The sequence below is a fragment of the Acinetobacter sp. FDAARGOS_559 genome (assembly GCF_003940475.1).
Lineage (GTDB): Bacteria > Pseudomonadota > Gammaproteobacteria > Pseudomonadales > Moraxellaceae > Acinetobacter > Acinetobacter baumannii.
Genome location: NZ_RKJG01000004.1, coordinates 124,135 through 137,519, shown reverse-complemented (window position 1 = coordinate 137,519; position 13,385 = coordinate 124,135). Strand labels below are relative to the sequence as shown.

The 13,385-nt window shown below is 33.2% G+C and carries 11 protein-coding genes and 1 pseudogene; all 12 read left to right on the top strand.

Annotated features, from left to right (window positions below):
• Positions 1–273 precede the first annotated feature (273 nt).
• The 12 genes and pseudogenes from EGS71_RS01355 (at position 274) to EGS71_RS01300 (ending at position 13,241) form a co-directional block, all read left to right on the top strand.
• Entirely contained in the window at positions 274–846 is a 573-nt protein-coding gene (locus EGS71_RS01355; protein ID WP_000445286.1) for a hypothetical protein, read from the top strand.
• A 17-nt stretch (positions 847–863) separates the two neighbouring features.
• Positions 864–1,817, top strand: a complete 954-nt coding sequence (locus EGS71_RS01350; RefSeq protein ID WP_228201071.1) for a hypothetical protein — start codon at positions 864–866, stop codon at positions 1,815–1,817.
• Positions 1,818–1,886: 69 nt separating this feature from the next.
• Positions 1,887–2,678, top strand: coding sequence for a hypothetical protein (locus EGS71_RS01345; protein ID WP_001211405.1), 792 nt, complete (start codon positions 1,887–1,889; stop codon positions 2,676–2,678).
• Positions 2,679–3,806 (top strand): hypothetical protein, encoded by a 1,128-nt coding sequence (locus EGS71_RS01340; RefSeq protein ID WP_000875973.1) that lies wholly within the window; start codon positions 2,679–2,681, stop codon positions 3,804–3,806.
• Between the two features lie 2 nt (positions 3,807–3,808).
• Complete coding sequence (locus EGS71_RS01335) at positions 3,809–4,942, top strand: hypothetical protein (protein ID WP_000730798.1); 1,134 nt, start codon at positions 3,809–3,811, stop codon at positions 4,940–4,942.
• A 123-nt stretch (positions 4,943–5,065) separates the two neighbouring features.
• On the top strand, positions 5,066–8,800 hold the full coding sequence (locus EGS71_RS01330) for an LPD1 domain-containing protein (protein WP_000871698.1): 3,735 nt from the start codon (positions 5,066–5,068) through the stop codon (positions 8,798–8,800).
• Positions 8,801–8,880: 80 nt separating this feature from the next.
• Complete coding sequence (locus EGS71_RS01325) at positions 8,881–9,201, top strand: hypothetical protein (RefSeq protein ID WP_001097951.1); 321 nt, start codon at positions 8,881–8,883, stop codon at positions 9,199–9,201.
• A 53-nt stretch (positions 9,202–9,254) separates the two neighbouring features.
• Positions 9,255–9,908 carry a hypothetical protein gene (locus EGS71_RS01320; RefSeq protein ID WP_000994248.1) on the top strand — a complete coding sequence of 218 codons (654 nt, stop codon included), beginning with the start codon at positions 9,255–9,257 and terminating at the stop codon, positions 9,906–9,908.
• Entirely contained in the window at positions 9,902–10,444 is a 543-nt protein-coding gene (locus tag EGS71_RS01315) for a hypothetical protein (RefSeq protein WP_000236941.1), read from the top strand. Before EGS71_RS01320 ends, EGS71_RS01315 begins: the two co-directional genes overlap by 7 nt.
• 103 nt (positions 10,445–10,547) lie before the next feature.
• Positions 10,548–11,042, top strand: a complete 495-nt coding sequence (locus EGS71_RS01310; protein ID WP_002015162.1) for a hypothetical protein — start codon at positions 10,548–10,550, stop codon at positions 11,040–11,042.
• A 30-nt stretch (positions 11,043–11,072) separates the two neighbouring features.
• Positions 11,073–12,179 carry a hypothetical protein gene (locus EGS71_RS01305; protein ID WP_002011559.1) on the top strand — a complete coding sequence of 369 codons (1,107 nt, stop codon included), beginning with the start codon at positions 11,073–11,075 and terminating at the stop codon, positions 12,177–12,179.
• Between the two features lie 94 nt (positions 12,180–12,273).
• Positions 12,274–13,241, top strand: a pseudogene (locus tag EGS71_RS01300) (IS30 family transposase).
• The last annotated feature ends 144 nt before the right edge of the window (positions 13,242–13,385 follow it).

The window sequence follows — 13,385 nt, the reverse complement described above, 5'->3', positions numbered from 1 at the left end:
AGATGAAGTTTATATTGTCTATATAAATTATGGAGAAACAAAGCTTTATGAGAAGGAGAATCAATATAGCCTTATATTAAAAGTAAAAATTATTAATGGAGAGTATAGGGAATATGTAGAAGGTTGCTCACTCAGGGGTGAACAGATGCCGCTTGAATCTATAAATTATAGCTTGAGGGCAATTTTCGACTTTAATTGAATATAGTCGAAAAACCCTCTAAAATTAAGCCTACTGATAATGCAAATACCCCTGCGGGGATTTGGGATAATAAAATGGAAAGTTTAGTTGAAAGAAGTGCCAAACAAGATTTGGATACTTTCTTACGTTTTATATGCACATATGCCTTAAATGATACATATGTGTCTAAAGATCTTATAACGGAAAGTCTTAAAGACTTACCGCAATCCGTTGTGACGTTTGTATACTTACTTGAGTTTTCTCCAAACGATCAGATCAGTTCTATCACTTCTATCTCAGATAGTGTTTTAAAAACATTGTCAGAGCTTATTCATAATTTTAGAAATGAAAGAATTAATTCAAACGGTTACTCAATAATTTTTGATTTTTTTTCCGCAAATCCTTTCAGTTATTTCATTTATTTTTTACGTAATGTGATTACAGCAAATATTGATGAGTTACCACTTGTTGTTAATTTGAATATCACAGATTTCTTTCAGTTTTTACTAGATCGTAAAAGTTCAGTATTTCACTCAAGAATTTTTTATTTTATACGGGCTTGGCAAACTGTTTCTGTATATAACGAAGCAAATATCAGAGAGCTAAAAGAAACAATGCTGTATGCCAGTCAAAATAAAGTCTTTCCAAACATTTCAGTTTCATCTTGATCAGGTGGTGGTGGGTTATGCATAAACGTACATCAGCTTTAAATAAAAATCCGCAGAAATTAAACTCTGTAGAAAAGAAACATTCGTTTAAACCAAAATTAGGTTTTACAACGGGTATTGTTCTTGGTGTGTCCTCAGCAATTGCATTGTCGACCACTGCAAGTGTCGGTGATGGTTTATCAACTATTCAATCCTCATTGAACCAAACTTCTAATACCTCAACAAACATTACGAATAGTTATACGAATACAACAACTTCTACTATTCCGACCTTATCAGCTTCTCCATTTGCTGCTAGTAGTAATGCTACTGCTGCCCAATCTGCAATTGAAGCTTCTAGCGTGGGTTGTGGTGATGCTTCACAACAAGGTTCAATTGCTTGGACTCAACAAGAAGTAATTAAGAATCGTCAGATTTTAAATACGGCACCAGTTGACATCGATGCATTGTTCAACGGATCTAAGGGTTCTTCTTCTGGTAGCTGTTTTTCAGATATCACGAAGATTATTGACTTGAGTGTAGCAATTCCCGATTGGGGTGGTATGCGAGCTGCTGCTATTGCTGCTTTACGTCAATATGCACAACGTAAAGTATGTACTATGGTTAATGAAGCAACCAAAAAAGCGTTGGAGCCACTCAATAATGCTATTGATATTATTAATAAAAATGGAACCATTGATTTGAATGGAGCTGTACAAGGGGCTATAACTGGTGGTTTGGGTAAGTTAGATCCAGATTTAGCAAATATATATCAAACACAAGCACCTCAAGGCGAAACTGTTAACATTTTGATTCTAATCAGACTACTTTTAATACTGATGTTGCTAAAGTTCAAGATCAAGTTAATGGTGCTATTAATCAAATTGGCACAATCGGAACGAATACCGGTAGTACTGGTTCAACGAATCCTACTGGAACTTCGGGTACTACATGGTCTAATAATACATCTACGCAATCTATACCAAATTTGAGCGCTAACACTTCTAATCAAACACAACAGAAGGCTCAACCACAAGAAGCTTCTCGTTCTTCAATTTTTGATGCGCTTTTTGGCGGTAGTTGAGGTGGCAATGAGTAAGCTTGTTAAAGTTGCCTTGAGTACTGCGATAACAATGAGTTTAATTGGTTCTAGTTATGCTCAGATTGCTCATACAACGTACAACCAAAATACGAGAGATTTAACATCTGCCATAGGTGTTTTGACTAAGCAAGAAGGTCTGAGCGCCCAGCAACAGGCAGAATCCGCAATGATCTCTTCTAAAGCACTAGCTACTGCAATTGGTGCGATAAATATGTCTGATCGTGTATTACGCTTTATTGTTGACGATGCTGGGAGACTCGGTAGTACGCAAACCACTACTTGTACTGTTTTTGCTGAACAGCAAGCGGAAAAAATAAAGATTCTTCAGTCATCTATTAATGCGGCCAATATGGTTAGTAATTATATGAAAGTTATGATGTCTAATTCAGTTGAGTCTGAAAAGGACAAAATACTTCGTCATGAAAATTACTGTTCTATTGCCGAAGCAGCAATGGGTACATGCACACTTCTACCAAATGGTTTACAAGCGGCTGACTCAAATTATGCATTAGTTTTCTCAAAATCTAAGCTACAAGATGACACTTTTAATGCGGCTACAGATTATATAGCGAATATTACTGATTCGCGTTTTTCTGCTCAAGATATCTGTTCAAACACTCAGTGTATGACTAAACAAATCGATTTTTTAAACAAGACTTCAGGTAATAGTCTTGCAGCGTTTGTATTGAGTAATCAAGTTAGTGATCGACTTTCTTATTCATTGAATGCTAATTCATCTGGAGCTAACTAAATGAAATATAAATATTTATGTGTAGTTGCTGCCCTCCCCTTCTTGGGTCTTAGTTTTAAGGCATGGGCTGCGGCAGATGTATTGTATGGAAGTGTTGCACCTACCTTCCATCAAAACGTTCAAACACTTAATAGTAAGATGGTTTCAGAATTCGCTTCTACTCAAGCAAATTTGTTGAATGCAATTCAAGAAAATACTCGTCAATTGCAGAGTGCACTTAGTGTTTCTATTGCTCAATCAAGTGCTGGAACAACACAAGTAATTGATGCACGTAAACGAGCTGGACAAGCTCTAGCAACTGCTTATCAAGCAATTGAAATGCAAGATAAAGTGATTGATACGGTATTGAACTATGGATCTACTGGACAAGGTTACAATACATGTAAAGTACTAGTTAGTAACGCAACACTGAGTAAAGGTAAAGAAGTTTCGAGACAAACTGCTGCCAAAATGGTGAATGAAACTAGTACTGGTACTGGTCGTGTAGTACATGATTTAAACCAAGTTCAAAAAGAAACGGTTCAAAAGCACCGTGAGTTATTTTGTACCCAAGCTGAGGCAAGTCTAGGATTATGTACGGTAAGTAAGCTGGCTGGTGGAGATACTAATGCGGCTTTACTTTTCCAACCTGCTAAGCCTAATTCATTAGAGGCTGAAGCGAGACGTACATTAAGAGGAAATATCTTAGGTTCACCAGATGTCGCTTTAAATGCTGTTAATGGTATGACACCTAGAGGTCAACAATATTTATTTGCTTTAAACCGTAAAACAGCTTTACAAGCCTTCCCTGCTTATTCATTGGCTGCTATTGATGCAGCAAACTTACAAACAATCAAGAATGAAGCTGGTGAACTGCGATCACCTAATCAGATGATTGATGAGACTATTGGCCGTTATTACGGTACTGACGAAGCCAAAAAGTTTCAGGCAACAATGATGAACCAGTCAGCTCGTGGATTGCTAGTTGAGTTGGCAAGACAGCGTGGTGCGGCTATTTGGTTACTCAATGAGGACTATGAACGTGGTTTACGTCTTGAAGGTAATTTAGCCTCACTTCTCTTAATTAGTGCTGAAGAATCAAAGTCGAAAATGCGTGATTCTTATCGCACAATGGCTGGCCGGAGCTAATTATGAAAAAGAAAACGACGTTTTTACTATTATCAGTTTTTAGTACTTCTGTAATTGCTGCTTACTGTCCTCCTTTTTCAAATCCATTGATACTCAGAGATTTTATAAGCGGTTTTCAGCAATTAAATGCGACATTCACGACTGGACTTAATACTTTGGATCAAAGTGTTAGTGCAGCTTTAACTACAGAACGCCAATTACTTTTAAATGCAATTGCTTTGAAGACAACACAAGAAGCAATGAATGCTTCCTCAATTGCTCATGCGGACCAAGAAATTGCAAAGGCGACTGCTAATGCTATTGGCGCTGTTAAACAATCAGAGCGTTTAAAAGAAACAGCTATTGATTTTGGAGCTGCTGGACAAGGCTATAACCCATGTAAGGTTCTAAATGAACGTAGAACAATTACTGAAACTCAAGTAAGGGATAAAGAAAATAGACCAGATTTAATTTTTAAGGAAATTTCAGCGGGAACGGGAAAATATGCAAATCCTGTAGTTGCTCAAGAACAAACACTTAAGCTTCATCACGATTATTTTTGTACATCAGAACAAGTATCAGCCGGCTTATGTATGAGCGTAGGTGAAATGTCTGGTGCAAATTTGCAAGCCTCTACTTTATTTGAGTATTCATCAGCGAATGATAAGTATGCTATTGCAAAAACTAGCTTCATTAACAATATGGTTGGTTTGCCGGATGCACCCTTATCTGCTAATGCAGCCAAAACGCCTCGTGGTAAAGAATACATGAGACAGAAAGTTGAAAATGATGCAGTTATTTCACCAGCTATTAATAGTTTAATGGCAATCAAATCTGAATTTACTGAAAACCCTAATGGTGGTGAGTTTGGTCAACCTGTTAAACCATTGCGACAACAATATCGGGAACAAGTAGACCGTTATCTTGGTCATGGTGAAGAATATAAGAATTGGAATAGAACATTAGTTGCTGCACCTGAGCGTGGGGTACTTGTAGAGATTCTTAAAGAAGGTGCATTAGAGCTTGCAATCATGGGAAATAAACATGCTCAAAACGAACGTATTGAAGCAAATTTAGCTTCTTTAGTTGCATTAGAAAATAAAAAGGCAAACTCGCTTAATAAATCTAATATAGCTGGTTCTGCTAAAGCTAAATAATACATAGTTTTCATAAATGAAAACTTTTAGTTTGAACTATTCTTGCTAGAAGTTTTCATAAATGAAAACTTTTTTATTGGGTAAGTTTTCATAAATGAAAACTAATCTAAAAGTGGTGATGATATGAAATGGTTGAATTTATCAGAATTCGGACTGCATCTAGGGTTTCGAAAAGCAACAAGCTTTAGAGATAAAGTTGCCGTACTGACTGTCAATGATTTAAATACTTTATCACGGTTCATTCATTTAGTTGATTTAAGTGAAAAACTACAAGCAATAGGATTTAACCGTGTCAATTCAGATGACGGGAATGCAAAGTTTGTAAAAGCTGATAATTCAATCAATCCAAAACAATTAGCTTCAATATTGCCAATCACAAATAAACATTTACAAGAAATGCCGGAGAATGATGCTAGAGCGAAATTTCATGTAGATAAGCAAGCATGGATAGATTTGACTGCAAAACTAGCTCAACAAGGTTCAGTTTGGAAACTAGATGAAAATTATTACAATGAAGCAGGTATACACTGGAAAAATAAAATTAGTGAAAACTACCTAGATCTATCTACAAAGCAAGATGAAAGATACATAAATTTAGCTTTTGAAAGCCCTTTACCAGTAAATTTGTTAGAAACTTATAAATATGATTCAAGAGCATTGGGTGTACTAACTACTAATAAGGAAATACTGATAAGAAAAGGCGTGCCAGAAGAGGCTTTTACAGAAGTACAATTAAACTTTATGTTGCCATTATTATCATTAGAAGATGAAGTTCATATAGTTCTAAATGATATCCGTGAAGTACCAGAAATATTAGAGTTGCATCCAGATATATGGCGTCAATCGATCAATAGTTTTGAATCCTTTTTAACAAGATCAAAATTATTAGAAAAAATAAATAATCTTTTGATAAATGATGAATTCTTGGACAAATCAAATGAAATTGTAAATGATATAAAAGTGTTTTATGACACGTATAACAAATGCTTACTAAGTAAAGAAGAATTTTCAAATGATGATGATTTAACAAATCACCGTATTCAGTTGTTGAAAAACCAAATTATAAAGCTCGATAAATTTGGTGTGATTAATGAAAATTTATTACCAAAGCTTGATAACATCTATGACTCTTCAATTGAAGAAACTGTACTAGAACCTGAAAAGGAAAATAAGTCCCTTAATGAAAGAATTGAGGACTATGGAGAATATGTTTTCGGAGCTAGAAAACATTTTTATCAGAAATCTAAAAATGCACTTTTCGAAGAATTGAATAGTTCAAAAGACCTATCTTTAGATGTTCTCATAGATAAATTCCAAAAACGAAATTTATGGTCATTCAAAAATGAAACCATGAGCCAGATTGAAGACAACAATGTGATCTTTTTCTTAGCTCAATCAGTCTACAACATGATTCCTTCTAAAATCTCTTTCTCCAAAGATGAGAGAAAAGACTCTGAAGAATGCATTGATAAGTTAAAAAGCTATATGTATTCAGTTAACCATTTTAAAGAAATGGTCCATACGGCTATAGAATTAGACAAAAATGAAAGAATGCCTATAGCTAATTTTGTCAATCAAATGGTTAACTATAGAAACGTCTTAAGAGGTTATGCTCAGGATCCTCAGCAATTCTTATTTGATGAATTAGATGAGGACCGTTTATTAGCAGATAGGATATATAAGGTTGTAAAAGGTACGACTCTTAGAGGAAGTCCTTTATTTCAAATTATGAATAATTTGGATACTGTCAAAACACAGTATTGCAAAATGATGTTTAATGAAGTCTATCCAGAAACTAAAGAAGTCTCATATGATCAATTTCAAGACTATGTTGAGTCCGGCGGTCACATATATGATGGTAGTGCAATAAAACAATTTATAGACGCAGCTAATGGTAAGTTAGATTACACATATCTTTCGCGCCAATTTGAGCGTTTAGAAGATAGCTTGGGTCAGGAATTATTCCTAAACATGATTGTTACAGGAAATAAGCCATTTTCAGATGCTTTATTTAAAAATGTTGAAAAGATTTTAGAAAGCGATAAAAGCATTAAAACACCTTTAGATTTCGAAAAAGATGATTCTAAACTTAATTATCTACTTTCTTTATATCGTTTTAAATTCGATTCAAAGTATTCAATTCCTGATATCTATATCAAAGATGAAAACCAACATACTCAAGTTATCACTGACTTGAGTTCAACTGATAAATTTGATGGCTTAGTTAGAAAGATATTAAAAGACCAAGAGCCTAATCGACTTGATTTACGCTATCCATCAATTGTATCTGGTCTTGCACATGAGACATCAAAAAATTTTCGGCATGGTGAAAATGTAAATCCAGAACAATTTAGTAATGTATTTGGTTTTCGAGCAATACAGTTTGGAAACTGGGTGACACAACAAGAAAGACAGCATTTATTGAATATCACATTTGATGGTCTAAGTGAGCTAAGAGATGCTCTCGGATTTGATTCAAAGAATATTTCTTTAAATGGTACTTTAGCTATCGCTTTCGGTGCGCGGGGGCAAGCTGGACGAAATGCAGCATCAGCTCACTATGAATATGCTAGCAAAATTTTTAACCTAACCAAACAAAATGGAGCAGGTTGTTTAGCACATGAGTGGTTCCACGGGCTTGATGCATATATGGCCCAACTAGTAAGAAAAGATGTAGAGAAATTGATTTATAAAAGTGGAAATTTTGAATCTGTAGAAAACAACTATTTTTTAACACATTTAATGTCAGACGTTGACTATAAAACATGTAAAACAGTTATAGATAACAATCCATTATTGAAAAGTGTTTATGAGCTTCAATTAAAACTGAATGGAAAAATGCATAGAGATGAAATTTTTAGTGAAAATGGAAAAGAGTTAATAGTAAATCGTATACATGAGCTAGTTGATAGCAATTTAAAAAAAGTAAATGTATTAATGGATGCAATTTCAAAGTCTTTGGAAAAGCAAGGTCTTAGTAGAGTAGCATCATTGTTAGATGGAGTGACAACAAACCATGTAGACAATGTAAAAAAATTAAAAAATCAAGAATTAACGAAGAATATTAAGAATTACTTGGTAGATAATGATCTGCATATAAAAAGAGACCAAATGTATAGTGCGGTGAAAACAATCTATAAAGAATTGCAAAATAACAATGCGCCAGTTGGAAAATATACAATTGCGAATCCAATTACCCGTGAATTCAATTCATTGGTTCGTGGTTCACAAGTCAATGATGATCTTGCGAAATCAGAGAAGGAAATATTGAAACATCTAAGATCACATAAGATTATTAAAGAAATGGAAAAGTTACTTCATGAATCAGTATTCTATTTAGTACAAAGACAAACATTACCTTTGTTTATAGATCAAGTGAATTCTATAGGTGGAAATAAAATAAGCATTCTAAAAGGGGTTGCGCTAGATCACTACCAGTCTTATATGGAAAAATCATTTCAGACAGGGAAGGGGGTAGCAAATAAACTTGATTTAGACCTTGTCTTTAATAATAACAATTTTGCAAGCCAGTCAAAATTACTGGATAAAGACAAGAAGCAATATTTTTCATTAGTTGCAGAAAGGTTCGCACGATGTGGAGAAGCGCTGGTAACAGATTTACTTGCTGAAAAAAGCGTACAAGTAGATTACTTAGTAACTTGCATGGAGGATCCACAAACAGTAGGGCAACGAGCTGGTATCACTCCATCTGGTAATGACCGAACTGAAATTTTAAAAGCTTTTAAATCAGTGATTGAAGCTTGCCGTAGTTATGCTTTTAATCTGGATAAAGATATCAAAGAGGAAAATGAAGTTAATCAAAAATTGTCTACTACACTGTCATTTGGAGCTAATTGATGAAACTTAACAATACCTTTGTACAATTAAAAATATGCTTATATTCATTTTGCAAAAAAAACGATTTGGATTTTAAGTATATGAACACGAGTCTAGATCACCAGACTGCTGCTGAGTATATCTATCCGTTAATTTGTCACTTGTGTGAGTCTGAGTTTATTTATTATTTCCATAGAGAAAAGCTGGAGGATTTAGAAGCCCTTTTTATGTATAGTAAGAATACTACAGGGTCAATTTTTCAACCTTATAAGGTAGAACCTACAAGTTTACTTTCAACCATTTCATTTAGCCTTATTTCTCCTTTTTTCTTCTTTTGGATGAAGAACTTAATTGAAAATTATGCGTCACAACTTGAGCTAATGTATATACATTTTCCAGACTCATTTATTTTTAAAAATTGACAGTTTAAAATTTTTAAAATACGATGAATTATAGCTTTTGCGAGAGTTGTACCATGAATGCATCACAAACTATCCAGACTGTACAATTTGGTTTGGATCAATACTCTAAATTAGTAAAAGATCTCAAAGTCTTATCCGGCATTGATGCATTCTATACAGCTAAATGCTTGATAGAATCATTTCCCAATGTAGTTAATGATGAATTTTATGGCTATGATTTTTATGCTGATGAAAAGATCTTAGATATTTCAAGCTACATACATATTGATGAAAATAAGTGGTTTAACTTAAATTGTCTAATTGATTTAGAAGAAAAGATTGTCTCAATAAATTTAGCTTCAGAAATGGAAAATGGTGAGATTTTTCTCTTTCGCACAGATAAAAATTATCAGGTGGCTGTAAATTATAATTATTCATTCGAAAATTTCTTCTCACTCCAAAGTAACTTCGAATATAGTCTATTTGATTTAGTTCTTTCATCGATGGGTTTATCTTTACTGCCGAAAAAAATATTTAACAGCTTTGAGCTGAAGGATATATTCTTGTTCTCAATGTCGATAGTTACTGGCAGATATAAAAACTATATTCCAGATCAGCTACTTTTTAACTCAATACACAAAAATATTGTTCTAGATTTAAAAAGTGATGAATTAGAATTACCATCACGATTAATTAATTACAGAGATGAGATAGATCTAAAATGGTAATCAGTGATGAAAAAACTTTTTTAAATTATCTAAATTTAAATCAAAGTTCGGGTTTGTCATCGAATGAATACAAACAGCTTCTTGAAATTAAATCAGTAATAGATAAGAAAAATGATAAAATAAACTATGTTTATACTTCCATTTTAAAAGACAATTTCGTTAAAATTTTAACCCCTTTAAATGATAATGTATTTCAGGAAGTAAAAAAGCAGAAAAGTGTGATTAAACATATTAGTCTTTTTTTTAATTCTGAGGTGATGAACTCATTATTTATCAATAACCTTATAGATGAGTTGTTAAAATTTAAATTTGTAGATCTGTTATCAATGACTAATACATTTATGAGTAAAGTATTAGATTCCACAAATACGTCCGGAATAAGATTAAAGATCGAATTTAGTTATGAAGGGGAAGAGTATAATTTTTATCTTATAACAATATTACAAACACTTAATTACCTCATCGAAGACAAGAAAGATGTTTCTTCTCTTAAGAAAATGATTCTTCTACCTGAATTCAAGCTCATAACATATTAATATTTAGATTAATTACAAATTTTCTCTAATTTTTTTTTGCTCCTATATTATCTTCTATAGGCTATATTGTAGAATTAGCAGATAAGCTAAAGATTTGGAATTTATGATGAAAAAATCAATGAGTAAGGCTGATTTTGAAAGAATTAGAGCTCATGACTTTGTAGTTCTAAAGGGAGTCAACAATAAGCTTATTGTTGGTCAAGTTTCGTTTGATAAAAGTTGTATATTCTTATCTCTAACAAATAACGAACTTAGTCGTTTAGCTATGATTCCTGAATTAATTTTAGAGAATTTAGGTAGTATCGTTGAACTCATGAAGAAATACAAAGAAGTTTTTTTTCGGTTAAATGATGTTATTGAAAAGTCCAATTTGCCTGAATTAAATGAGTATAAGAATGATTCACTATTTAAAATTAAAGCTTTATATGCTTTGAGAGAATTATTGGATTCTGCTGAAGTGAACGAAGATGTAACAACTGAAACATTAGAAATAGCTGTCAAAAAGGCATTAGATGAATGTGTTTATATTCAAGATGTTCAGTTTACACTGTCTTACTATATTTTAAATCGACCTAAGCAAAATACACAAATGATGTAGTTTTCAATATAAGCGAGTAGGGTGGCAAGAATGCGTATATTCAAATATGAGCTCGAAGATGCTCTACAATCGCTTGATAATAGTGTTAGTTATGCAGGTTTTATTAATAAATTATTTCCAACGTTTATATCTAAAGATGTTGATAACATCAATACCATTACCATAAACATTCTTCTGAAGAAAATTCAAGATTTATTATCTTCTGGTTATTACTCCGTATTTATTAATTATAAAAACTATATGACCAATGGCGAGAGGGTATGGGGTATACATCATTTTTGTATGTGTATTTACTTACATGAAAATTTTGAACCATTTGGTACTTATTCATGGGATGCATCTTCACATCCTCAAATGATATTAGATTTTTGGTCCTTGACATCTTCAAATAAATACGAATTACATGAAGTGGGTTTAACTTATAATCAAGTTAACAATTCAGATCATACAGAAAGGATGAACATCGATATTGAAATGGCTTGGGAAGAATTAGTTATATTAAATCCAACTTTTAATTTTCCTTTCTTTAGGAACTTTTTTTACTTAAGTTGTTTATCAATTTTTAATATTTCGGAGTACCAAAAGTTTGGCAAGTTGCTTTCATTAAATTATAGCATTGATCATTTACTTGACCAGTTGAGACATAATTTATTTAATTTTTTAGACTTACTTGATGACTATATGCTTAATATAGATTTAAGTGAGTCAACATACTCTTTTACTGATAGCACTAGTTTTACAATGTTTGCTGAAGTAAGTGAACAGGACTTACTCAATTATGACTTCTCGTTTGTTTCTGACAGTTCTAGTTCTGAAGATTCTACAGCTCAACAGAGCCAAACATTTTCTACATCAGATACACATTCGGCTCCTTCACGTGTAGACAGCTCTTATCTATCTTTTCTTTCAAAGCAAGATATTCACGAAGAGATCACTTCTAACTATGTTCGTGAGCTTATAAAACAGTTCTTTTATAATTATTCTAAAGTCAGCTTTTCTATTCATAATACGTCGATACCAAGTGGATTCGTCGCTGATTTTCTTGATTACTTAAACCGATCACTAGAGCAAATATTTATTAAGGTTGAAAGTTTAAAAGTCAATTATTTGAAGCTTCAATGGCAGAGTAAAACTTGAAGTGCGACATAAACCACCTAATTAATTTAAAGGGTTTATGGAGTATATAAAATTGTCATACCATCATCTTAACTTTGAAGATCGTACTGCATTAATGCTTGAGTCAAGAAAAGAAGGCTTTTCAGCCAGAAAATTTGCTGAACTTATTAAAAGACATCCTAGTACGATCTATCGTGAGCTTAAAAGAAATAGCATCAATGACGTTTATCAAGCTCAATATGCTTCTGATAACACTTTTGCTAGACGTAGACGTGGTCACAGAAAACTCAAAATCGATTCAATCCTCTGGAAATTTATTGTTGAAGCGATCCGTTGTTTATGGTCTCCTCAGCAAATAGCAAAGCGTTTAAAGACATTTCCTGATTTGGATCAAACAATGAATGTAAGCCATACAACGATTTATTCAACGATACGAGCATTACCCAAGGGTGAGTTGAAAAAGACTTATTATCCTGTCTACGTCATGAAAATAAAAAGCGAAAAGCTAACGGTGAACCTAAAAAAGATTCTATATTACAGGATATTAAAACTATTCATGAGCGCCCAGCCGAAGTTCAAGAAAGAAAAATACCGGGTCATTGGGAAGCTGATTTAATTAAAGGTAAAGACAATAAAAGTTCGATAGCAACACTTATTGAACGAAATACACGGCTCTGTATCTTGGCAACATTACCTGATGCAAAGGCAGAATCAGTGCGCAAGGCTTTAACTGAAGCTCTGAAATATTTACCTGCAGAACTGCGTAAAACGTTGACCTATGACCGTGGACGTGAGATGTCAGAACATAAAATACTCGAAGAAGATTTAGGCATAGATGTATATTTCTGTGACCCACATTCACCCTGGCAAAAAGGCACATGCGAAAATATGAATGGTTTAATTAGGCAATATTTACCTAAAGGGATTGATTTAAATCAGGCAGATCAGCATTATTTAAATCAAGTTGCCATGTCACTGAATACTCGTCCTAGAAAGGCGTTAGATTGGCTTACACCATTAGAGAAATTTGCTCAGCTTGTTGATTATCATATGGCTTTTGAAACTGTCGCACCTCATGTTTGAATTCGCCAATTTATTTACCAGACTTCTCATACTTTATCGAGTATGTATTTTTATAAGTATATAGTTGATAACTATACTTCTATTTTTATCAATATTTCTGTACCGGAAAGCCTAAAAAAAGAAGTTTTAGTTAAGGTGAGATCT